This is a genomic window from Myxococcus hansupus (assembly GCF_000280925.3).
GTDB lineage: Bacteria > Myxococcota > Myxococcia > Myxococcales > Myxococcaceae > Myxococcus > Myxococcus hansupus.
The window spans coordinates 6,327,323-6,349,956 of the sequence record NZ_CP012109.1 but is presented as its reverse complement, the minus strand read 5'-3'; the positions used below and the strand labels follow the sequence as shown (position 1 = coordinate 6,349,956).

At 65.9% G+C, this 22,634-nt stretch carries 16 protein-coding genes and 1 pseudogene; 3 read left to right on the top strand and 14 right to left on the bottom strand.

The window, feature by feature from the left end:
• Positions 1 to 51: 51 nt before the first annotated feature.
• From A176_RS40800 to A176_RS24625, 14 genes are all read right to left on the bottom strand, one after another.
• Positions 52 to 174 carry a DUF6900 domain-containing protein gene (locus A176_RS40800; RefSeq protein WP_002637941.1) on the bottom strand — a complete coding sequence of 41 codons (123 nt, stop codon included), beginning with the start codon at positions 172 to 174 and terminating at the stop codon, positions 52 to 54.
• Positions 175 to 347: 173 nt separating this feature from the next.
• Positions 348 to 644 carry a hypothetical protein gene (locus A176_RS24690; RefSeq protein ID WP_002637942.1) on the bottom strand — a complete coding sequence of 99 codons (297 nt, stop codon included), beginning with the start codon at positions 642 to 644 and terminating at the stop codon, positions 348 to 350.
• Positions 645 to 787: 143 nt separating this feature from the next.
• The gene (locus A176_RS24685) at positions 788 to 1,228 is read right to left on the bottom strand and encodes a hypothetical protein (RefSeq protein WP_002637943.1); all 441 of its coding nucleotides are present in this window, start codon (positions 1,226 to 1,228) and stop codon (positions 788 to 790) included.
• Positions 1,229 to 1,239: 11 nt separating this feature from the next.
• On the bottom strand, positions 1,240 to 3,114 hold the full coding sequence (locus tag A176_RS24680; RefSeq protein WP_002637944.1) for a hypothetical protein: 1,875 nt from the start codon (positions 3,112 to 3,114) through the stop codon (positions 1,240 to 1,242).
• A 633-nt stretch (positions 3,115 to 3,747) separates the two neighbouring features.
• Complete coding sequence (locus A176_RS24675; protein ID WP_226993977.1) at positions 3,748 to 4,932, bottom strand: Ig-like domain-containing protein; 1,185 nt, start codon at positions 4,930 to 4,932, stop codon at positions 3,748 to 3,750.
• Between the two features lie 464 nt (positions 4,933 to 5,396).
• On the bottom strand, positions 5,397 to 6,107 hold the full coding sequence (locus A176_RS24665) for a hypothetical protein (RefSeq protein ID WP_044891128.1): 711 nt from the start codon (positions 6,105 to 6,107) through the stop codon (positions 5,397 to 5,399).
• A 56-nt stretch (positions 6,108 to 6,163) separates the two neighbouring features.
• The gene (locus tag A176_RS24660; protein ID WP_044891127.1) at positions 6,164 to 6,736 is read right to left on the bottom strand and encodes a hypothetical protein; all 573 of its coding nucleotides are present in this window, start codon (positions 6,734 to 6,736) and stop codon (positions 6,164 to 6,166) included.
• On the bottom strand, positions 6,737 to 8,692 hold the full coding sequence (locus tag A176_RS24655) for a hypothetical protein (protein ID WP_002637947.1): 1,956 nt from the start codon (positions 8,690 to 8,692) through the stop codon (positions 6,737 to 6,739).
• Positions 8,689 to 12,759: a hypothetical protein gene (locus A176_RS24650; RefSeq protein ID WP_002637948.1), complete on the bottom strand. Its 4,071-nt coding sequence runs from the start codon at positions 12,757 to 12,759 to the stop codon at positions 8,689 to 8,691. Before A176_RS24650 ends, A176_RS24655 begins: the two co-directional genes overlap by 4 nt.
• A 15-nt stretch (positions 12,760 to 12,774) precedes the next feature.
• Positions 12,775 to 15,057 carry an AAA family ATPase gene (locus tag A176_RS24645; RefSeq protein WP_021781635.1) on the bottom strand — a complete coding sequence of 761 codons (2,283 nt, stop codon included), beginning with the start codon at positions 15,055 to 15,057 and terminating at the stop codon, positions 12,775 to 12,777.
• Between the two features lie 16 nt (positions 15,058 to 15,073).
• Positions 15,074 to 15,493 carry a hypothetical protein gene (locus A176_RS24640; RefSeq protein WP_144429598.1) on the bottom strand — a complete coding sequence of 140 codons (420 nt, stop codon included), beginning with the start codon at positions 15,491 to 15,493 and terminating at the stop codon, positions 15,074 to 15,076.
• A gap of 26 nt (positions 15,494 to 15,519) precedes the next feature.
• Positions 15,520 to 16,089, bottom strand: coding sequence for a hypothetical protein (locus A176_RS24635; RefSeq protein WP_049872372.1), 570 nt, complete (start codon positions 16,087 to 16,089; stop codon positions 15,520 to 15,522).
• Positions 16,086 to 17,573: a hypothetical protein gene (locus tag A176_RS24630; RefSeq protein WP_144429597.1), complete on the bottom strand. Its 1,488-nt coding sequence runs from the start codon at positions 17,571 to 17,573 to the stop codon at positions 16,086 to 16,088. Before A176_RS24630 ends, A176_RS24635 begins: the two co-directional genes overlap by 4 nt.
• Positions 17,574 to 17,647: 74 nt before the next feature.
• Positions 17,648 to 18,247 carry a hypothetical protein gene (locus A176_RS24625; protein WP_021781634.1) on the bottom strand — a complete coding sequence of 200 codons (600 nt, stop codon included), beginning with the start codon at positions 18,245 to 18,247 and terminating at the stop codon, positions 17,648 to 17,650.
• Positions 18,248 to 19,112: 865 nt separating this feature from the next.
• On the opposite strand from A176_RS24625, the gene A176_RS24620 reads away from it, so the two are divergent.
• The 3 genes and pseudogenes from A176_RS24620 to A176_RS24610 all read left to right on the top strand — a co-directional run bounded on the left by A176_RS24620 (position 19,113) and on the right by A176_RS24610 (position 22,597).
• Complete coding sequence (locus tag A176_RS24620; protein ID WP_002637951.1) at positions 19,113 to 19,727, top strand: tyrosine-type recombinase/integrase; 615 nt, start codon at positions 19,113 to 19,115, stop codon at positions 19,725 to 19,727.
• Between the two features lie 1,238 nt (positions 19,728 to 20,965).
• Positions 20,966 to 21,356: pseudogene (locus A176_RS38190) on the top strand (transposase); the annotation flags it as partial.
• A gap of 51 nt (positions 21,357 to 21,407) precedes the next feature.
• A protein-coding gene (locus tag A176_RS24610; RefSeq protein ID WP_226993910.1) for an IS3 family transposase occupies positions 21,408 to 22,597 on the top strand; the annotation gives its coding sequence in 2 pieces (ribosomal slippage) (positions 21,408 to 21,690 and positions 21,690 to 22,597; 1,191 coding nt in all).
• Positions 22,598 to 22,634 lie beyond the last annotated feature (37 nt).

The window sequence follows — 22,634 nt, the reverse complement described above, 5'->3', positions numbered from 1 at the left end:
CCTCCTTCGCGGCTGCCCCGCTGAACGGGGCGTGAGTGGTGAGGGGAGGCGCTACTTGCTGCGGGGGCTGCTGGCGGCGCTCAGACCGGCTTGGTAGGCCGCGTTGAGGGCCTTCTTCAGCCGCCACACCGGCACTTCGTGAAAGTCGAGACTGTCGCTGTTGCGTGTCTTCAAGGTTTCAATGTTCAGCGTCTCGTGCGCAATGCGCCCAAGAGTCTCTTCGAGGGCCGGGTCAGGCTTCGGGGGGCTTACGGGGCGTGGCTTGCGGGATGTCATTGTTTCGTCTTTCCGTGCGCCGTGGGCGGCGCGCGTGAGACATACGCGCTCTGTTTCGCGCGTATGGCAAGTCATTCTCCGCGAGGCTTTTGCAGGTGCGCGAAGCACTCCAAATCGATGGCGCGCGGGTCGACATGCACGAAGGAGGTGGTGCCGCCCGGGCGAATGGAGGCAGCGTCGATGCGGTCCTCGGCCGTGACGCCCCCGAGGCGCGCCAGCTTCTCCTCGGTGTCCGCGTAGTAGTTATCCGCGTCCGGGTCGGCGTCAGGGCGGAGGCCGCCGTGCAACACGGCGAAGATGCGGACCTTCTTCCCCTTGAGTCCGGGGATTTCATTGCCGATGTAGGTGGTGTCGATGCCGATAACCATGCGTGTCTCCCTGGCGCGCAGTGGGTAGCGCGTGAAGACATACACGCTCTGTCTTGGGGGCATAGCAAGTCGAGGGGGGAGGGATTCGCAGCGCCCGGGGTTTCGCGGGCGCATCGGGGCTCTGTTTTGCTGGCAGTGTATGTCTATTGACTGGACTCTTCCGGCGCGTGGGGCTGCTCGTCGGGAGGCACCAAGATTCGGAGGCCTTGGGGGAACCAGCGCTCGCGCGTCTCTTGGGACAGGGGCCGCACCACCACCACCTTGCTGGCACTGCCCCCCTTGGGCTTGATGCCCCTGTGCAGGCGCTCGCGCTGGACGAGCTCCGCGTGGACATGGCCGACGAGGAGTCGGTGCAGGTGCCCGAAGCTGCCTGGCGCTGGATGCTCCGGCTCGCCTACGGCCGCGCGGATGAGGACCTCGGTGGAGCGGCAGGTGGGGCAGGGCGGAAGTTGGACGAGACTGTCGTCCACGTCCTCCCGGCGCGCGACGCCCACCTCCAGGGAGTCGATGGAGAGGCGGTTGCCGCTACCGCACCGGGCGCAGCGCTGAAGGACGTCCTCGGTGGTGACTTCATGAATGGCCATGGGCGGAGTCCTCACGCGACAGCGGTGTACGCGCCGAACCAGTACGTGGCTCCCAGCGCGGAGATTGTTTGGTGGCAATAGAAGGCGAAGCCGTCTCTGTCCGGCACCATGACGATGGGATTGCCGACGAAGCTTCCCGCGGAGGCGTAGGGGCTCAGGGTGATGGAGGAGGGCGCGGTGGGAAAGCGACTGCGGAACGTCACCGAGCCACCGCCGGACAGGTTGTCGTGCGCGGCGGTGTCGCTGTTGCTGTACTGGACGCCGAGCCGGCCCACCTCGCGCACGCTGCCCGCCAACTCGAAGGAGGTGTTGCTGGTGGTGCTGCTCAGGGGGAGCCGCAACGTGCGCGTCCAGGTGGCGAAGGTGGCGGTGAGGCTGGCGTCGTGGAGGAACTCCGCCTCATTGCGCGAGAGGCGGAAGCCGCCTGCAGCCGCTCCGGAGGTGTCCCGGGCCCAGGCGCTGCCATTCCAGGCGGCGTTGAGGGTGAACCACACCGAGTCGTTGTCGGCGTAGAGGCGAAGGCGCGCGGCTGCTCCTCCAACGCCCAGGGCGTCGAGGAGGAGGACGCGGCCGGAGCCCAGCCTGGGTTGGAGAATGGCCCTGTGCTGGCCTGCCGCCGTCTCGTTGCTCCGGTAGTGCCCGCTGCTGAAGGCCGCGAGGATTTCAGCGAGGGCTGCCTCGACGGTACCTGCACCGAGGAACTCTCCCGTGTCCGCGATGGAGACGGCGGAGGCCGCGTGGGCCCCCGCCCCCTGGGTGACGTGCCCGTTGAGGAAGCCCAGCAGCGCGGCCACCTGCTGCCGCAGATTGCCGGCGGCAAGGGAATGGGGCGTACCGGCCAGCACGTCTCCTCCGACGCGAGACGTCCCAGGGCTTCCGGCCGTCGTCTCACCGAGGCGGGTGACGACCTCCTGGAGTTGGGCCTGCACACTGGTGCTGCTGACGTAGCCGTGGGGCGTGGCGCCAACGGCGCTGGCGTGGTGGGCCCCGGTGGCGGCGCCCTGGTGGGCGTTGAGGAACCCCAGCAGGGAGGAGAGCTGGGCGTCCACGGTGCCCGCGGGCAGCGGGTTGGGCGTGCCCGGTACCGCGTCCGCGCCAACGAGGGATGCGCCCGGTGTGCCGGCGGCGGTTGAGGAGAGCTTGTCCGCGACGTCGTCCACGGCCTCCTGCACGGTGGTGCCAGTGATGAAGCCTCGGGGCTTGCAGTCCACGGTGCTGGCGTCATGCCTTCGGGCGGCACCCGAGAAGTGCCCGGCCAACTCGGCGTCCACCTCGCCCAGCGTCGCTTGCACCGTCGCGGAGCTGGGGCTGAGGACGTCCCAGGTGCCGCTCTCCACGGCCACTGAGGTGCCGCGCGCGAAGATGAAGGCCTGGCGGCGGGAGGTGTCCAAGTCCGCGGCGAGAATCTGCGTCTGTCCGGGGCGGCGCCGCACGTCACACAGCAGCAACTCGTCCGGCTGGATGGCGGGCTTGGGCGCCTGGCCTACGAGGCCCTCCGGCGCCTGGCGCACCACCAGCTCGAAGGACTCGTCGCGGCGGAAGTACACCTGCTGGGAGTTGCCGTCCGTGCGCGGCTCGGACATCAGGCGCGTGAAGCGCAGGAAGATGCCTAGCCACCGCTCGCTGCCGGAGGTGGAGACGTCAGTGGGGATGCCGGACAAGTCCACAGCGCAGTCCACCGTCTGCCCGGTGCCGAAGAAGATGCGCTGGCCGAGGTTGTCGTAGGCGCGGCCCGGGGCCGTCAGGTCGACGGTGAGGTTGGGCACGGGGGAGTGCGGCGCGGGCACTGCCCCGGAGATGACGCCGTGGACGCCCAAGTCCGCGGCGAGGTTTCGGTCCGCCTGCTCCAACTGCGCGAAGGCCAAGTCCAGCTCGGCCTCCGTCACGCGCTGCCTGAAAAAAGTCCAGCCGGTTCGCCACGGTTTTGTCCTCCTAAGAGGACAAAGCCCTACGACTCAATATCGGGGACATGTGCTTGCGCGCGTGCAGTCAAGGATTCGGAGATAAGCCGAAATCCAAAACTAGACAGAAAATCAGTGGTTTGGCCTCGCGTTCGGGTGCTTGCGGCTAGGGTGCCGAGTCCAATTAGCGCCATTGTGAGTTGGGGGTTGTTTGCTCTTTGACTGACCTGATTGGCGATGAGAATGGCTAGAGTGTTGCCCAGATAGGCTGCAGGGGGTCTTCTTGAATAAAAAATAGCCTCCTTGAGGAGAGCTGCATTGGAGTCTGTATGCAGGGAGAGAGGGGATTGATTGGAGGACCTTCGGGATTGTTGCCGTGGTTTGCGCCGCTTCATTTGGAAACTCCGTACTGGAAACGACAAAAGGGGTGCGACCGTCTTGCGACGGATTCGCACCCCTTCTGGGTTTACTCCACTGACGGCAAGGAAGTCGTCTTTGCCTATGTGATCTAGACTCTGGCACGGAGTGAGGTCAGTCGCAAGTAGCGCTCGTTTTTTGAGACAAGCAGTTGAAGTTGCTATCGCGCCAGCCTTTGCGGTCTTTGTTTGGAGATGTCGTTCAATGTAGGCGTGACGTCTCGCCCAGCTCGCTGAGTCCCAGCTCCCAGTGCTCCGGTAGGACGGGCGGCAGGGGCTCCACCAGGTCCACGAAGTGGGTGTGGGCGGGCTTGAGGTACTCGACGAGGGTGCGCAGGCGCTGGCGCTCCGCCTGGGAGAGGAGACGCTCCACCTCGATGTTGAAGGCGTAGCGAGCGAAGCGCTCCGAAGGGCCCAGTACCCAGTCGACGCCCAGCTCGGACTCGCCCAGCACGAGGGTGTCCGAGGCGAAGGGGGAGATGGCCCGCACCTCGATGCCGAGGAAGAAGCGGATGGCGTTGCGCAGGCCCAGGGCCGTGCCCTTCTGCTGGTACATCTCCGTGAGGATGGCGGCCAGGCGGCGCCGGGCGAGGACGTCCATCTCGAAGGCGAAGGGGTTGCCCAAGTCCTGGAGGATGGCGTCCAGGAAGGCCTCCGGCGCGCGCTCCAAGTCGAAGACGTCGGGGAAGGCGTCCAAGTCAGAGAGGAGCAAGTCCGTCACCTCCTGGAGGCAGGAGATGAAGCGGTGCAAGTCTCCCGTCACGTCGGCGCGGCGGTTGTGGCGGGGCAGCATGTCCCAGAGCTGGAAGTGCCGGGAGGGCGGCCTGGCCGGCCGGAAGCCCGTGAAGGTGGCTCGATGGTGCGGGGCGAGCACCAGGTTGCCGTGTGTGTCCGTCACGCCCTCTACACTCACCTCGTACACCACGTCCGGCGTCAGCTCCGTGTCGAGGGCGAGGTGGACGAGGGCGCCTTCCGCTGCGGCCTCGGTGGCGGCCACCGGGACTGCGGGTGCGCCGCGAGGTGTGAAGGTGAAGCGCGCTGCGGGTGGCGCCCGAACGTCCTCGTCAAATGCGAGGCGCACCGACTTCGGCCCCACGGCTTGCGCACCCAAGAGACGGGGCGCTGTCCTGTCCTCCATGGTGAAGGTGTACGTGTCGTCGAGGAGGTGCGCGCCGCCCGCCGTGGCCGATACGACGCGGACGGAGACGGTGGCCTGGCTGTCCAGCGGCACGGCCGGGTGGAGCACCACGCGCAGAGTATCCCCCGTCTGCGTCACCTCCGCCAGAGGCCCTGCGAAGGCGGGTTGCACCTCGACGTCAGCCCCGCCTTCGAAGGCGAGGAATTCGTCCACCCAGACGCGCGTCGCTGCCCGAGCAATGCCGTCCACGCCGACGTCCACCACCTCCAGCCCCAGCGTGGTGTCGATGGGGACGTCCGCCTCCTCGGAGCACGGTTGAGGAGGAGGGGGCGGCGCGTCTCGGCGAAGAGGGAGACGGTGGCGACGCAGAGGGCGGGTAGCTCAACCGTGGCCATAGCGACACCTCACGAGGAGACGAGCTCCAGGCGGACGCCACACCGTGTGGACGCCGGAGAGCTTCGAGACGTTGGCCGTCGTCGATAAGGTCGGCCATGCCCGGTACGGGATGCCAGTCGGGAGGCGTGCCGCGCGGGTGCGCTGCCAAGTCATTCTGGAGGGCCTTGAGGACGACGTCTCCGTTGGCGTTGACGTCCAATCGCAGGTGCAGCCAGGTACCCTGGGTAAAGCTGGCCGAGGACTTCAGCAAGACACAGGGCCCATCCGCGTCGGGCGGGCCCGTGAACACACGGACTCAGCGGCGGCCCTTCGTGCCATCATCGGCTCGCACACGCACTGAGGTCGCTCTGCATCTGTTGGTGCAGCGCCTCCAATTGCTTTTCGGCCCTGGTGTGGTCGTCAAGGTCCTTCTGAAGTCGCTTCAACGCTGCGTCGATGTTCTGGAGTTGCTGCTGCACGACCATTCGGACCTCGTCCCGCTGCTGCACGTTTTTCTCGAGATCCTTGAACTCATACGCCTTGCGCATCACCTTCACCGACGTCCAGAGCGCGTTAACGTTGACGCCCGCAGCTCCCGCAACTCGCTCCAGGACCTCGTCCTGAACGATGGCTCGCGCGGCGGCCTTGGGGTCGTTCTCATTCCACCCCTTACGTACCGCCGTGTCCGCTGCGCTGTACAAGCTCGCCACCATCGGCCCGTAGGGACCTGCCGCAAGGGAAAAAGTGTCGACCGTCTTGCCTGCGAAGGCACCGACGGCCGCGACGACAACGGCCCAGTCGCTGCTCGCCCACCAGGAGTCGTTCTGCAGGTCGGTGCGGAGCTTGCGCAGGTCCTGAAGCTGCTCCTTCTTTAGCGCGGTCGCGGTCAGACCCTTCTTGACTCGGAACTCCACCTTTTTGAACTCCGACTCGAAGAGTAGGCACTCAGCAGGGTTAGGCCGCTTGGCAGCGAGCGCTTCACCCGCAAAAAATGCAATGGTTGTTGCGACGACCACAAGTTGCTGGAATGAGCCAGTTATGAATCGCATACCATTCTCCTTCGGGTCACCCGCATTTCGCAGGGCAATGCTTCGGCGGAGCATCCTCAAGGGGAGCCGCGTTCACAGTCCATCGGTTGGTCGAGTGCATTCTCAACAGCCGAGGCGTAGCCGTTCATTACCTTCTCTGCTGCAGCCCCGCCTTGTGCAGCCGCGATGGCTGCGGTCACCGCTTTCTCGTACACCGCGAGGACCGCGGCATGCCAGCAATGTGGTGTCTCTGTGGTCGCTGGCTGCACCACGAACCATCGGGTTCCCTTGCGTCTCAGCTCGACCTCGAACGGCGCCGACAGGACGTAGCGATCCACGGTCTTCCTGGTCTCGGGAGAACGAGAGAACTGCTCACATTCCTCGCGTGGGTAGAACTCCTTCAGTTGCTGATCGTGCAGCTTCAGCACCTCCACCACCCGGCGCCTACTTCGCCCTTGCACGGCGAGGAGTTCGATGCTGCGCCTCTGATCCACCGTAGGCTCGAACGAGAGCTCCAGGGCGGTGCTCACATCACCGCTGAAGAGCGCGTCGCAATACTTCCGGGCTACCTCGCGTCTCACGCCCGTCGCACTTGACTGTGCGTCCGCGCTAGAGGCACCCACCAGCATGAGCAGGACATACCAGCGCATTCATCGATCTCCTCGCCCAGGCGGCGCGGCTCCCACCTGACGCCGATAGAGCAAGTAACAGGCGACGAGCAGTGCACAGGCTACGTCGAAGAAGCGTACAGCGACGTGAAATGACTCGTCCAACTCGCCATCGTTGAGCAGCGGTGCCGCTGGACGGCTCGCGCCCGCCCCATCCGCGATAATCAAGGGGGGCGTCATCGCGTCTGGGTCGGTCACCGCTGTCGCCGCCCAGGCGAGTGCTCTCGCAATCGCAAACCGCGTGATGACCTCGGCGTCGGGCCCATTGAGCAGCTGACGACGCGTGAGCTTGAGGATGACGAAGTGCACTCCCCCCTTCCTCGAGCGCTCAGCGATTCCGCCGACCGCCACGCGGGAGTTGCTCGCACCTGCCGGCCAAGACCCGCTCGCCTCCACGGCCAGCGCCTGCTTCAGGGGCCATTTGAGCTGACTTGTCGTTGTCCCGGGCAGCGAGACATTGAGCAGCGAGAAGAGGGTCTCACCGCCAGCATGGGCCTCGATGATTCGAGTGCGCCGAGCGGGAGCGTTGCTCAATCCCGTCCCTGTGGAGAGCTGGATCAGGCGTTCCCGCGCCTTCGCGATCCCCTCGCCCGTCGCAGCGACCAGGACTGCATCGCCTTCAACAGACACGAGCGCCTTGCGTGCGCTGGTGCTTGTCCCCAGTCGGGCAATCCCTCCCGCCGCCAGGTCCCTCCGGTACGCCGACAGAGCGGCACCGTGCAGCTCAGTCTCGAGCTTCAGCCACCGCGCGAGTTCGGGGGGCGGGCTGCCTCCGGTGGGACCTCGGACCTCAATCCGCGCCTCCGCCTCCGCGAGGACGACCCGGCTGGACGGGTGGCCCGGCGCAAGCAATCCCTTCCCTTCGAGGGCGACGTCGTCGCCACGCTCAAGGGCGCGAGCGAGCTCCTCCAGGGTGGCGAGTGGCACTATTGCCTGCGTCCAGTCGCCACAGCCTCCCGCGGAGATGCACACGGGAAGGATGCGGCTGGTGTACCCATCGGCGGGCGCAATGACCGAGATCATCCCGATAGGTGTTGCCTGCGCAGCCGAGGCGCTCGGCTGTTGCGCGCCCCCCACCGCAAGCTGGAATTCGAAGCGGGCGGGCTGCAGCAGCTGACCCGTGATCAGCGCATAAACACGGAGGGCGGGCACCCCTTCGGTCGAGAACCGCGCTCGCGTTAGCCTCTGGAGGCTCGGCCGGAGAGAGGGGCCAGCTCCGCCTCCACCGCCGAACGCGCAGAGCAGAGTCCCACGCTGGGTAAGATAGTCGGCGAGAAGATCAAGGCTCGCCGCGTCTGTCGACTCCCCGGCAGCCAGCAGCACTATGGGGACGTTGGCTGCCCTCGTTGCGCGAGCCACGGCCGTGAGCTCGACGCTTTGGATGAACCACTCCGGTAGATCCGGCCTGCCCACGCCGCCCGAGGTGTTCGCCAACTGCGCCGCATCGATGGGAAGCTCGAGCTCGCGCCAATCGATTGTGCCGGCGAGCCACCGGGCGAGGGCGTTGTCGGACCACTCCCCGTTCCAGGGGGGCTCCCGACCCGCTAGTGACTCCAGCGCCCCATCCACGACGTCTCCGAGATCCACGGCGGGCTGTTCGAGCGCGGCGGCACATTCGGGCGAGGTTGGCAACTCGGTCCAGGGCGGGTTCGACCGCGTCCGGCTGATGAGCACCATCGCTTTGGGCGCGGCAGGAGGGAACAAGGCAGCGAGCGTAGCGAGCGCGGAGAGTGCGGAGAGCGTGATGCCAATGAGCCCGAGGGAGCGCGCCCAGCGCCCGCCTCGCGCCGCGGCCCGCTCGTGCGCCGTCAGCGGACCAGGCACACGGGCCGGCATGTGGGCGGCCAGGGCCGAGAGAAGGACCGCCGCTGCCGCGGCGAGCAGCAACACTCTCCCCACCTCGTCCGTCGCGCCCTCCAGCCATCGCCAGCTGTTCATCTCAAGATCGCTCCCAGGTCGCTCTCCATCACCGCATTCACGATTTGGCCCGCCCCGATGTCGGCCGCGACCACTAGCAATCCACCCCGGGCCTCTCCGCACGCCGCTCTGAGCTCTCGCACGAATCCCTCATGCTCGCGTTTCAAGGTCTCTGGCGTGTGACCGCCCCTCGCGACCAGCATCCCGTTCCCGATGTCGAGGCCGCTCTCGAGGAGCTCGAACTCGCCTGGCCAGTACACGTGGACTACGGACACTGGAGAGCCATCGAATTGCAGAGCCTGGATCCGCGCGCTGAGCTCGGGGAGTGACTCGTTAAGTAGGTCCGAGATGTAGACGATTGCCTCGCCCTCGTCCGCAGCGAGCGGAGCACGGAGCACGGGGCTGCCAGTGCGGCGGGCTGCATCGAGGATGAAGGACTCGACAAACTGATCCGCGGGGGACACTGTGTGGGGCCCTTCGAGCCGAGGCGCGCCCATCCCTACCGCCTCCAGCGTCACCTCGGCGTGGCCACTCCAGGCAATCTGCGAGACGGCTGCCGCCACCCGTGCGGCCCCCAGGAGCTTCGGAGGGGGGCTCCCCGGTGCTGTGGGGACGCGCATCGACGCGCCCACGTTCACCACCACCTTGATTCGGCGCGGCTCTTCGCGAATGCGCTCCACGATTCGTGGCAATAGCCCACCCTCAACGTCGGGCAGCAGACCAACTGCTGCCAGGAAGTCGCTGCGCACTATATTCCTGAAGGGGTCGCCCGCCTCCATGGGGCGCACTGTCGCCAGCGGGCCCGCTGGCGGGCGGGGGGACGCGTGCCCGAGGTTCTCCCCCGCCTCCCGCACTGTTGTCGCGACCTCATCCAGCCGCAGCTTCTGCGTTGCTTGCGTTGCCGTCTGCGTGACGCGTTTCGTGCGAAGCCAGCGAGCAATGACGACCAGGGTCCACAGGGTTGCGAGCGAGAGTGCGAGGGCGATCAGAAACCGCGAGCGCAGCGCCGACCTGGCGGGCACGGCAGGGTTGAGTAGTCCTCCACCGGAGTAGCGCGCTAGCGCCAACAGTTGCTCTAGCACGTCGACGTCTGCCCACCTTCGCTCTGGGAGCTTCGCTGCCGGGACATAGAAGGAGTCCACCGCTTCGCAGTCGCTGGGCGGGTTGGCGCCCGCACACTCCGCGCGGCACAGGGTCAGCCGGCAGCTCGCCTCGCCACAGAGCGCGGCTCGCGATCCGAGTGGTAGCTCGAAGACAAAGGCGCTCCGGTCTGGGAGGATTTGGGCGAGCCGGAGCCTTTGGGGCGAGCCCTGACAGTCCTTTACGTTCGCGCTCAATCCCGTCCGGCCGACGACCAGGGCGGTGCTCTGCGCGGCCTCTCCCTTCGAGAGGGGGAGATACTGGCTGACCTCAAGGCGGATCGTCTCGTCACGGTAGGAGACCGCCTCGATCCGCGGGCTGCGCGTCACCGTAGGACGCACGTCGGTCCACAGCGAAACAGCGTCGACCAGCCGCCTCGGCCCGAAGCGGTCCTCCTTCCCCTCGACGGAGAGGCGCATTCCTGGGTCCGCGCGCCAGTGAACCGGATAGGGGAAGTCACCCTTGCGCCCCTCCAATGGAGAGTAGCCGAGCACAAGCACGGGCGCGGCTACGGAGAAGGTGCTGAGCCCCACCGTCCAGCCCGGGCTCCGAGGGCTCATGCCCTCGGCAATCTGGAGCAGCGGGCGCGCAGAGCCCGAGGTTGTCTCGAGCGCCTCGAACACCAAGGGAGCACCTCCGCGCGAAACGGCGGGAGACGCCTCGGACTCGCTCTGGCCAGGGTCCAGCACCCGTTCGTCGATCCAACGCCCCGTCCCGACGACGCGCATGCGGTAGCGGTCCGGCTTGAGTACCTCCTCCCAGTGCCGAGCTAGTGCTGTCGCCATGGTCGTGGTGGTGTCGAGCGTCACGGCTGTGGCTTCGACGGAGGCATTGGACAGCCCCGCAGACAGTGGCTGGAACCGCTCGCCTGTCCAGATCATGATCCGCCTCTGAAGCTGCTCTCCTACCGGTCCCGCCTTCGTTCCGCCCGCTGCCGCGATTCGCTTCAACGTCCCCAGCAACGAATCCTGTGTGCCCATTCCAGGTGGGCATTCGGGCTTGCGCAACTGGAAGTCGAGCCGGATCGGGATGACCGAGAGGTTGGCTCCCCAGGACAGGTACTCGGCCGCCCTCTCCACGTCTGCAGGCGCGAAGCACTGGTCATGGACGTATGCAAACAGGACGATAGAGTCCTGGATGCCCGCGCGCCGCAGTCCATGGGTGTCCACGCTCGGCATGGGAAGTGCCGCCAATCGCGAGGGGATGCTTGACGTTGCGAGCATCGCGCCCGTCTTGTCCCCGTCGGGACGATTCGCCAGCAACTCCTGCTCGCGCAGCCTTGAGTCCGGGGTGAACACCTCATACGTGGAAAGCTTCGGCTTGCGGGGAACGAGCACATCCTCAGAGGAGGTCTCAGCCCAGGTCTCTAGCACGTGGAGATCCCTTGCAAGGCGCACCGCTTCGTGAATGATGCGAATCTGGAGTTTGACGAGGAGGTCATGGCTGGGGGAGGCGTCGAGCTTCTCGACGACGATCGAAGTGCCCGGGTTTTTGGGAGGCGAGAGGAAACGCCCCAACCGCGACCGGTCGAAGTCGACATGTAACTGCGGACGCCGGTCGAACAACACGTTCCTCAGCCGGGACGGATGCCGCACTCCCAGATCAGTGCCTGTGCAGATGTCCTGGGATGAGAGCCCAGCGACCACCGTAGGAACGCCAGTCTCCAGAGAGCGCTTCAGCACGGCACACTGCGACTTCCAGTCCTCCGGCGCGAGGTCGTCGAAGACCATCGCCCGTGCCGCCTCTGCCACCATGGGTTCAGCACTCTTCGTCACGTAGAAGAAGAGCCGGTGGCGCTTGTTGACGTCGGGGAGGCTTGGCTCAATGCCGGCTTGTGGCGCCAAGTGCCCCCTCCCCGGAGAGATCACCGGCACTTTCGCTGCGTCGACGAAGACAGCCGTGGTGGCCGTGGCGATCACCCTGTGAGGCTGGATGGTGCCGACCTCACACCGCAGCGGGATCCATTCACGGCCATGAGCCAATTTCCCCGGGTCAAAGTGATCGATGGTCCATGGCCCGAAGCCTGATGGGGAGAGGAGCCAGGAATCCCCGCCGGGCGTTGGGTCCGGCGTCAGGTTCGCTGGCAGGGCATGGAACCGGAAGCGCGGTCTTAGCGCCTCGCAGGACGGAGCGTTGCAAGGCACGACGCAGGCTCCGGCCATACAGGCGCTCCCACCGGGGCAGGAGGCCCCGCCGAGGCAGTCCCCGCCCAGGACGCATGACACCGCCAGCGCACCTTGGGGATGCGGGCCGACGAGCCGGAGACGGAACTGCAGCTCCGGTCTCTGCTCGCGAGAGATTCGTCGCGACAACAGCGCGATCTGGAGCTTACTTTCCCAAGGGGGAGCTTGGTCGGCCCGGTTCGTCGCCACCAGCAACTGCGCACCGGTGGCCTCGAGCCTCTTCGAATGCGCCCTCAAGTCGAGTCGTTGCTGCGACTGGCGCCAGCTCTCCGGATCGCGGACGAGCACGACCACACGGAGCGACCGCCCCTCCAGGTAATCCAGCGCTTTCTGCCAGAAGGGGCGACGCTCCAGCAGCAGGGTCGCGTGGGAGAGTGCGTCATCAATGCGCCCGCCCAGTCGCGCAGACTCAAGCGCCGAACTGCATCCGTCGGTGAAAGGGTCCTCCTGCGGCTCCTCGACGGCATTCTCTCCCATGGCCTCGGAGGTGAGGCGGAGGGCAGCACAGAGGAGCCCCGGAGCATCGAGGTCCAGCAGTCCCGAGAGCCGCTCCTCGACGGGCGGTTGCAGGATGAGGACCACGCGTTGCTGGGCGTCCACGCTCGAAAGGAAGAGCAGCCCGTAAAGCGCCAGCAGCACCGGCACACTAAGTGCTAGCTCGACGTAGGTGGACGCACGCTGGCGGGGCCCGATCACCGCGCGCAGCGTCCATAGCGCGGCGAGCGCAAGCAAGCTGCCAGCCACCAGGAGGAGAACGGTATCCATGGGGCGCGCTCTTCTTCATGCCTTTTGCTTCGTCAGCGCAGCGAAGATGCGGTCGATTTCCAAGTGCGCCTTGGCGACAGCCTCTGCTTTCATCACGTCCTGCGCCTGGACGGCCAGCACGTGGACCTTGCTGGAGTCCTCATCTGTCATGGCGGAGTGGCCACCCACGACCAGCCGCGTCTTCAGCTCTGACTCCACGTTCGCCCCCGGCTGAGTCGCTCCTCTGCGAAGGCCCATGCCGCCACTGAGCCGGTCCAAGAGGTCCGACGCCAGGGGAGAGAGGGTGGACAACGGTGGAGGCACTGGGGCCTGTCCGAAGTCTCGCAGGGCCTCTGCAGCGGCGACCAGCACTGTGGTCAGCGCGTCGGCGACCGCACCCGTCACCTCCTGCTGCCGGTAGGCTCTTGAGAGCGCTGAGGCCCACGGCGCAAGAGCTGGATGCAGGTGCCCGGCGCGCTCAAGGTGGTCTTTCAATGACACTTGGTGCTTCGCGAACTGAGCCCGTACCTCCGCAACGCGAGCCTGGAGCACTTTGAAGAGCCCGTCGAACAACGCCGCCGCCTGGAGAACCGCCTCTTCCTGGTCGTAGGAGCCGACCTGCTTGAGCACCCACCGCTGTTCGCGCCGAGCTGCGGTCTTGAGCTCGTCGCTCAACCTTTCAAGGATCCTCAGCTGCCCGATCACCGGCTGCCCTTCTCCGAGCGCGACATCCGATGCGAGCCTCTGGATGAGGTCCCGGTCACGCATTCGGCCGAGCTCGATGCAGGACTCCACCAGGAGGCTCCGAAGGAGCTTGACTGTACGCCGGAGCACCTCGCATGGCCCAGGCGTAATCTCTTGCGGCGACTTCTCAGCAGGCAGTTTGTCGAGGTAGCCATGGACGAGCTTGCGCAACTCAAGGGCAACGGGTCCCTCGTTGAACGGGGTAGGCTCGTCCCTCAGGAGGAGCACTCCGAAGACCTCCTCGACAGGGCGGTCGAGCACCACGGGGGGCAGAGCCAGCAGGCGCAGGGCAGCGCTCTCCACCGGGTAGAGAAAGACAGCCCGGACCGCGGGTTGCCGCAGGACGCGCGAGACGACCTGCTCGACTAGCGTCTCTTTCTCGGCCGCCTTTAGCGGCTCGGCGCCCTCGTTGAAGTTCTCCCGGACCTTGCTCGCCAAAGCCTCATTGCTCGCGTCAATGAGGTCCGTGTGAGTCACTCCCGGTGCAGCCACCGCCGCCTGGGCCGTTGCCCCCAAGCGGTCCTCCTCACGGTCCAAGGCCCGCCCCATCGCACTCCCGACCCAGTCGCCTACGGAGCGGGCATCAGGACCGAAGCTGGTCAGCTCGCCCAACCGCACCATGGCTCCGGAGAGCACCGGATCCGCCTTCATGGCTTCCTTCAGCAACTGTCGCGTTGCGTAGGTGAGGAAGCCTACGCCCTTTCGGCTCAGCGATGGCGCGCCCCACAGGCACAGGGACGCTGCGGCGATCAGCTTTGTGAGGTCTGGCGAGACGGTGGCGCTGTTGGAGCCCTCACGAGAGCTCCGGTTGAGGGCGATGTAGTTTTGTATCTGGGCTGGCAGGATGGTCAGGCTCAATGTCTCGAGCGTTGGCTGCGAGACCCGGTAGGCGCGAGCGATGCGCGCCTGCAGCGGCGGCGACAGCTTCTTCGCGGTGGCGTCATATCCGGGGGGGTTCGCCGTGGCGACCACTATGATCGGGACATGAAGCTTGACGCCACCGCGTACGATGACGCGCTCCTCGGTGAGGCTCAGGAGGCTGTCAAGGACGCCGTCTCCGAACCGGTTGATCTCATCGAGAAAGAGTACGGTCCAGTCGGACGCTTCCCACTCGAGAGCCCCACCGTCAGGGATGCCAGGGAAGTGTTCGTTCTTGCCCCGCCTCTTTGATATCCGCTCGCTGTCGCCGGTGCCCCGCACGAGCAGCGCGTCGATCACCTGCGCGACCGGTCGCGACGACGGGTCGTTCTGCCGCTCACGCCGGATGGTGAGGCTGTCCTCGCTGAGATAGTCGCGACCGATCTCGCGGTTTCCTTGCACAAAGTGGTACCCGCCGATGACTCCCTCGTCGACGCAGCGCTCGATGGCCTCTCGAGCACAGTGCGACTTGCCGCTGCCGCGTGGACCTGTCACGAGCACTGGGCGTCGCAGGCGGATGGCGTCAATGATCCGTCGGATGAGGACGTCGCCACTCTCGAATAGGGCGCCGCCCGGGGTATCCTCGGGCTCTGTAGAGACAGGGGACGTGTACCCGAAGAACCCCTTCACAGCCTGGGAGAGCGCGTGCAGTGGCATGGTTGTCCTGGGGGCCTCATTCTTTCCCACCGCTTGATAGGTGCTTCTGCGCGTAGCACTCGCTTGTCTTGGCCAGAGTTGGCACGTTGTCGCAGCCAATGTCACGCAGGGCCTGTTGACACTCTAGAGGCAAGGACGCGTTGCCAATGGCCACTGGAGAGCCTCCCTCGATGAGGCACCAGTCGATGAGCGCCTTCTTACCCGCGGGGGAGCCACGCGCGAGCGCGCCGCTGAGCTTCGCAGGGGGCACGTTCGCCGATGGGTTGCTCGGAAAGTCGACGGGTTTGCCCGTGGCGGCCGAGCGTACCAGGGCGCCAGGTACCTGCGCGATCGCAACGTCGCCGCCGCTCGCCTTCTTCTCGTTGAGCGCGGGGAGGAACTCTCCCAGGAACTGCACTACGAGCATGCACACAGGAGTTGCGAAACCGGCGGCCAAGCAGCCTGCCATCGCCGCTGCGGGCATCAGCCCCCCAGCGATTCCATCGCCTCACGAATGAACCCGTTCACCTCTGCGACGGCGGCCTTCAACTCGCTGCCGATTTTCTCCCCGCTCTCAAGCGTTTGGTCGCACTCGACCTTGTTGAAGGCCAGCCCTGGCATGCAGTGCTTGCGTGCATTCATCAGCTCGACCTTCAACTTCTGCCGAGTCTTGAAGAGACGAGCCCGGCGCTGGGCGACCCGCTCCATTAGCTTTTCTAGGAGCTTGCCTTGCCCCGCTGAGAGCTTGACCGGCAGACTATGTTCACCCTGTCCAGCGACGAGCGCTTCCGTGAGCGCTTTCATCGAGTCCTCTGGCGCCGGCGCGAGCGCCTCCCTGCAGTGCTTTCCATCCTTGTCGCACTGGAGGGCAACGGCGACGGCGGAGCTGTAATGGCGCCACGTGTCCTCAAGCTGCCCGAGAGCCTCTTGCTGCGTTGGGGTTGGAGATTGTCTCTTGGTGCCTGTCTGTGCTGTTGGCTGAGCGAGGCTCGGCGCAGCCCAGAAGCCGGCGAGCAACACTCCGAGGCTAAATTGCGCTGCTGCGTGCTTCATTGGTCCCCCCTACATTTCTGCTTCCAGATAACGCCGAAGAAATGCTGATCGAAGTTACTCGACTCGCAAAGGTTGGACCCCTGCAGTTGCTGCTGAAGTCGCGCGTAAGCCTGCGCTTGGTTCCTGCAGTCGGCGGCGGTGAGTGTCTCGGCACAGCGGCGCGCAACTCTCTCCTTGACCTCAGGAGAGTTCGGGTACGCTTGCGCTAACTCGGTGAGGGCCGCGTCCTTGTCCTCGGGCTTTTTGGGTTTTGACTGGTCAAGCTCTTCGGCCACTTTCTTGAGGTCCTCCTCGGTTCCGTCCCTGTTTCCGACGCGCAAAATTTCATCAGTGCTGAGAGCACCTTGGCTCCCACGTTCCTTCGTCGAACCCAACTGCAACGCGATCCCCAACTCGCATAGGGCGAGGAAGAGCGGAGCCTGCGCCGAGGCGATGATCCCGAGGGCGAGTCGGTTTTGACATAGGTTGATTCCACCCTCCCTCCCGCTTTGCTCCAGCCCATTCAGGGCGCCAGGCAGCGAATTGAGCGGGGGCGTGGCTCCGGGATCAGGTGCCAAGGGGATGGAGAGAATGGGTATGGGTGGGACCTGGGCGGGATCTCCGTTTGCCTGCCCTGCTTGACCTGTCTCGCCATTGGGGGGGCTCGTCTTGTGCACCGCGGCCGGAGTCGGCTCCCCCGCTGCCCGCCCGTCCGTGCTCGCCGCGCGAGTGTCGGCCGACGCCATCGCGGGGGGCGCGCACGCATAACCGGTCTCAATGCGTTGCAAGCTCTTCTGGAGCAGGTACCACAGGTTCCATTTCTGCGCGTTCTGAAAGTCGCTCCGGGAAGTGCAGTCCTGGATCCCCAGCTTGAGGCACTGGTCGTTGGCCATTTGACGCGCGTGGGCCATACGCTCCTGTAGTGGCGCGCAACTCTCGGTCCAGCGGGCAGTCAGGCGCAACTGTTCCTTCACGACACGGTCGGCACGAGCCACCTCAATGGCCATGATGGTGACTGCCCCGACCCCGAGAGCGAAGAGGAGTGTGCGAAGGCGTGGCGCCATCAGCGCCCCACGCAAGCGGGTCAAAAACAGCACCAACAGCATCATAAGAGCGAGCACGCAGATCGCCCCGAGGATGGCTGCGGAGTTGGTCAGCAATCGCCACGCCATCCGGGCATCACCCTCTCCATTCATCGGGAGGTGCAATGCATCGATTGCAGCAGGCTTGACGAAGGTACAGCCGGAGTCGACGCGAGCCTGCATCCATGTGAGTTGGCTGCAGGACTCGCGCATCCGGGTCTGCTCTGCGGCCTCCGGCTCCGCAGGGGGCTTCTCTAGCAGGGCGTCGCATTCATCCCAGCTGAGCTTGTCTGCGTCTTGAAGAGTCCAGACGCCGCTGGCCCCAGTCGAACAGCGCACGTCATTGCGGCGACGGTGTTCGGTGACGACAGCGTTCCGGTCGGCCTTGCAAGCCCCGACCCACGCGGCCGCCGCGACGAGCAACAGTACCAATTCTGCCAGCCGGGTGGTCCAGGGCGTGGTCGGGCGGTGGAAAGGCGAGCGAGGAGAGGGGGGCATCAGAAGGGGCAAAGCGTGGCCGAGGTCTTCAGCGCCGGGCTACAGACTGTGACCAGGATAGAGAAGCTGGCCGGGAGCGGTTTCCGGCGGGGAACCGCGCGTTCAAACCTCATTCCTTCACTTGCGCAGCGCTCACGTGCCTTCTCGTTGAGGAACTGGTTCGCGCTAGGCATCTCCAATCGTCGTCCCTGCAATGTCCCGTCAAACGGCGCAACCAGGAACCGCTCGGCAGTAGGACTCAGGAGCAACTGCTCGGTCATGCTCGCCGAGGCGAGCTCGGCTGCAATGTCGAATGGCCTCGTCAGCGTGACATCGGTGAGGAAGTCGCGGGTGACCTTCCGCTTGAAGACGAAGGCGAAGCGCTCCTGCTTGGAGCAATATGCGATGACTTGGCCGCGGAAGGTGGAGGGGGCGGTGATGGGCTTGAGCCGGACTTTGTCGCCTAGCACGACCAGGATGCCCGCCGCCGGGAGAAGGGCCTCGCCGACGAGCGACCAATTGAGTCTCTGTTCTCTTCGGACAAAGCTCTTCTCATGCCCAAAGCCGACGTTCGCCTGCGCCAAGAGCAAGGTGTGAAGTGCCAGGATGATTCCGAACATCGGGGAGAAACCCTCCGATCCAGACATCGCCAGTTAGGAATGAGAGCCTCCAACAAGAGAGAGGGTTGGAGCAAGAGGGTTGCAAGAACAGGGCTCTCACCCCTGACAAATTAGATAATCTCGCGCCGATGCAAGCGTGCTCAACGAGCAGAATTGTGTCAATTCGGGCATAACGTAATATTGCAGTGGTTGTGATCGTTGGGGCACCTGAATGGAGCACAGTGCTGGACGCCTGCCTGACGCAGCTATCCCGCGTGGCCGAGCGCCACTGTTCCCGACTCGGTCATGGTCAGGAGTCAGCGCGGGCTGGGTGTCCACTCGATACGCCGTACCAGTCAGGTGTCGGAGGCCGGAGTGGCGATTGGCTTCAGGGGCTGACCGTCGGCGCGAGCCCCGAGCAGCGACAGATTCGGGGTCTATCTGGCGCGGCATCGGCGCCTTTCGGGGGCGTCCCTGGAGGGATCGGCGCCATTCGTCCCGAACTGGCGCGTGACATCGGCGCTTTGCTCGGGCGTCTTCGTTCGACGCGAGCCCGCTGCACCGGGCCGAGTTGGGCGCCGCCACGAAGGCTGCCTCCCTGACGCGTGTCACCACCAATGGCACGGTCAATGCCAGCTGCGAGGACAAGGTGATGCCGCCGCGCATACGTCGGCGGCGACGAGCCCCGGCTCACCCTGCTCGGCCATGTTGCCCCGGCTGCGGTGTGCCTCGAAGTTGAAGTCTGCGGTCTGCTGCACAGCGACTTCTTTGGGAGAAACGCCGAAGCCGCGCGGGACCTGACTGAGAATGCGCAGCGCGGTTAATGACTTGTCTTGCGAGGGCGATAGAGCGTGCATGGCCGCGTTCCCTTTGCGAAGGAGTCGCCATGTCTGTCTATGCCGCTGTCGCCCGCCCACCGCGTACCCTCACCGAGAAGGAGGTGAACCTCCTGCTGCGCGTCACGGGGCAACACCGGGATGGATTCCGAGACCACTGCCTGTACAGCCTCGCGCTGGCCTCGGGCTTGCGTGAGCACGAACTGGTCGCCCTCAACATCGGCGACATCTTCGACGCGCGTAGCCGCGCACGCCGGCACGTGTCGCTGCGCGTCTTCAAGGGTTGCCGTCGGCACCCTGGCCCCCAGGAAGTCGTCCTCTCGGACACGGTGCGCGCGAAGCTGGAGAAGCTACTGCGCCTCAAGCGCGCGCAGGGGCACGAGGTGGGGCTCCAGGCGCCCCTCTTCCTGAGCCGCAAGGGCCTGCGCCTGTCCACGCGGCAGGTGCGCCACGGCTTCGCGGTGTGGCAGCAGCGCGCGGGCCTGGAGCGGCACCTGAACTTCCACGCCGTGCGCCACACCGCGTGCACCGGGGTGTACCGGCGGACGAAGGACATCCGCCTCACCCAGCGCTTCGCGCGGCAGCGCAGCATCGACTCCACAGTCATCTACACGCACCCCTCGGACGACGAACTGGTGCGCGTGACGCAAGAGTTGCCCTGCTGATGGGGCACGCCGCCTCCGCGCTGAGAGTCCGCACGAGCCCCTGGTTGGGCCGGGGTGCCGCGCGGAGGCGGTGATGGGTGACCGTGCGCGGGAGCCGCGCGGGCTGTCCCAGACGCAGCCGGCGAAAGTGAACACCCCGCGCCGTTCACTTACCGAGTGCAAATGAACAGGGGAGGGGTGTTCACTTTCTGGGAGGTGGCTCCCTCAAAAAGGGCCCTAGGTACACTCCCCGGCGATACCCGCTTCACGAAAAATCGCACTACCCCCCCACCCTGGCGTCAGGGGTAGGCGGGGTAGGCGTGCTGGCGTCATGGGTAGGCATGGTTGCGCCCAGCAGGGGCAGGCAGTGAAGGTGACGGGGAGGAGCTGCGCCGCGCGGCGGGCGGCAGGCGGCCCCAACCAGCGGAAAGCGGCCATTGGCCTCGGCGCTTCGGCCCTTCATGAGGGCTCGTAAGCGCGCGAAACAGCATGGGGGCCGTGACGCCGAATGGCCGCCTTTACCTGTTTTCGGCCATTCGGCTCGGCCCTGGTAACGGCACGCGCGCCCAGGTGCGCGCGGGGCGGAGAGCCGGGGCTTCGAGGTCAGCTTGGGGAGGCGTGGGGTTCACGAGGAGGACAAAGGCCTGCGGCTCGAAGCGCTGGGGGACACGCGCGCACGAATGGGGCGCCACGCGGCGGAGCCGTTTGCGCGCGGGGCCGGCCGGGGGCGCGCGCCAGGTGGGCCACGTGGCGGCCAGCGGGGCTTTGACGGGGAACGGGCAGGAGGGCCGTGGACGTGAACGGCCCGCAGGAGTCCGGCCCGCTGGACGGAGTGTGCTTCTGGGCAGGAGTTCTGGCCCGAACTCGTACCGCGGCGCTCAAGCACCTGGTGGCTGTTCGCCCTAACGTCGCGAAACTACGAAGGCTGTGGCGCCAGGTGTGTGCATCCGCGCGCCAGGTGGAGCTCCCCGGGGGAAAGTGAACGGGCGCGGCCTGGCGACGTGAAAGTGAACGGCGAAACTGAACGCGAAAGTGTCCGCGTTCACTTATCGGCGGGCGCTCCCAGTCGGGGTCGGCGGGGGAGGGCGCTTGTCGGAGGGGAACTACCCCGAGCGCGGGAGTGTGCTGGCCTTGGACCAACCTGGACGAACAGCTTCGGGCTTCACGCAGCCGCCGAGACAGCCGCGCCTTCGACCTGTCATGGGTGAAGTTGCCCCGTTTTCGCGGAGTCCCACTCGCTGTGCGAAAAGGACCCCACGATGCCGAAGTCACGCCCCCCATACCCGCCGGAGTTCCGTGAGCGTGTTGTCGAGCTGTTGAAGGCCGGCCGGTCTGGCAAGAGTCTCGCAAGAGAGTTCGGCTGCACGGAGCAGAGCATCCGCAACTGGAAGAAGCAGTTGGAGGGGAGCGGCAGCAGCGCCCCCATCAGCAAGGACGAGAGCAGACCAGCGCCGAGGGGGAGCAGTACCGCCTCGGATGAGCGCGCCGAACTCGAGCGGCTGCGGCGCGAGGTGCGGGTGCTGCGCGAGGAGCGTGACATCCTAAAAAAGCTGCGGCCTGGTTCGCGCAGGAGTCCGTGGCGACGCCCAAGCGGCGTACCGACTCGTGAAAGCGAACCAGGCCGTCCACAGCATCGCGACGCTCTGCCGTGGGAGTAGCCCGGTTCCGTGGACACCCGAGATGTGATGGAAGGAGCACGGGATGTCCGCGACTGACGAGAAGCAGAGGAAGCCCCGTAGGCCACGCCGGGAGTTCACGGCGGAGTTCAAGGCCGGGGCGGTGAGGCTGGTGCTGGAGGAGGGGAAAACGATTCCCCAGGCCGCCCGAGACTTGGACCTGACGGAGTCAGCGCTGCGGCTGTGGGTCGAGCAGACGAAGACGGACCGGGGCGGGGGCAGGCCTGGAGCGCTGACGACGGTGGAGCGCGAGGAACTCTCTCGGCTGCGCAAGGAGAACCGGGAGCTGCGGATGGAGCGGGAGATACTAAAAAACGCGGCGGCCTTCTTCGCGAAGGAGATGAAGTGAAGTTCTCCTTCATCCACGCGAAGAAGGCCCTCTTTCCCGTCGCTGTCCTCTGTCGTCACCTGGGCGTCTCACGCAGTGGCTACTACGCCTGGGCGGCGCGGCCCGAGTGCGAGCGGAAGCAACGCGACCGGGCGCTTCATCTCGAAGTGGCAGCCGTCCACCAGGAGAGCCGGGGCACGTACGGCGCTCCGCGGGTGCATGCGGAACTCAAAGCGAGAGGCCAGCGGGTGGCGCGGAAGCGAGTGGCTCGCCTGATGCGCCAGGCGGGCCTGCGTGGCCGTGCACGGCGTCGCTTCGTACGGACCACCGACTCGGCCCACCACCACCCCGTGGCGCCGAACACCCTGGAGAGGAACTTCCAACCCGGTCAGCTCCACCGTACGTGGGTGGGTGACATCACCTATGTCTGGACCGACGAGGGCTGGCTGTACCTGGCGGTGCTGCTGGACCTCTTCAGCCGCAAGGTGGTGGGCTGGGCGATGGGCGAGAGAATCGACCGCGGCCTGGTGCTGCGCGCACTCGACATGGCGTTGCTCAGCCGTCCCGCCCCGCAACTTCACCACTCGGATAGGGGCAGCCAATACGCAAGCGAGGACTACCGCCGGCTGCTGGAGGAGCACGGCATCGGATGCAGCATGTCGCGCAAGGGTAACTGCTGGGACAACGCCGTGGCGGAAAGCTTCTTCTCCACCCTGAAGTTGGAGCTCGTCTACGTCACCCGCTTCAAGACGCGTGAGGCGGCGAAGCAGTCGCTGTTCGAGTACATTGAGGTGTTCTACAACCGGAAGCGGCGCCACTCAGCCCTGGGCTACGTCTGCCCTGCGGAGTACGAGCGGATGGCCGAAACCAAGAGGCTGGCAGCATAGTCAACCTGTCCACCGAACCGGAGCAGGCCCAGCCTGA

Coding starts and splice junctions, on each gene's coding strand:
- A176_RS24625 (WP_021781634.1), bottom strand. CDS start 18,247: ATGTTCGGAATCATCCTGGCACTTCACACCTTGCTCTTGGCGCAGGCG.
- A176_RS24685 (WP_002637943.1), bottom strand. CDS start 1,228: ATGGCCATTCATGAAGTCACCACCGAGGACGTCCTTCAGCGCTGCGCC.
- A176_RS24655 (WP_002637947.1), bottom strand. CDS start 8,692: ATGAACAGCTGGCGATGGCTGGAGGGCGCGACGGACGAGGTGGGGAGA.
- A176_RS24690 (WP_002637942.1), bottom strand. CDS start 644: ATGGTTATCGGCATCGACACCACCTACATCGGCAATGAAATCCCCGGA.
- A176_RS24635 (WP_049872372.1), bottom strand. CDS start 16,089: ATGAAGCACGCAGCAGCGCAATTTAGCCTCGGAGTGTTGCTCGCCGGC.
- A176_RS24650 (WP_002637948.1), bottom strand. CDS start 12,759: ATGGATACCGTTCTCCTCCTGGTGGCTGGCAGCTTGCTTGCGCTCGCC.
- A176_RS24660 (WP_044891127.1), bottom strand. CDS start 6,736: ATGCGCTGGTATGTCCTGCTCATGCTGGTGGGTGCCTCTAGCGCGGAC.
- A176_RS24645 (WP_021781635.1), bottom strand. CDS start 15,057: ATGCCACTGCACGCGCTCTCCCAGGCTGTGAAGGGGTTCTTCGGGTAC.
- A176_RS24620 (WP_002637951.1), top strand. CDS start 19,113: ATGTCTGTCTATGCCGCTGTCGCCCGCCCACCGCGTACCCTCACCGAG.
- A176_RS24665 (WP_044891128.1), bottom strand. CDS start 6,107: ATGCGATTCATAACTGGCTCATTCCAGCAACTTGTGGTCGTCGCAACA.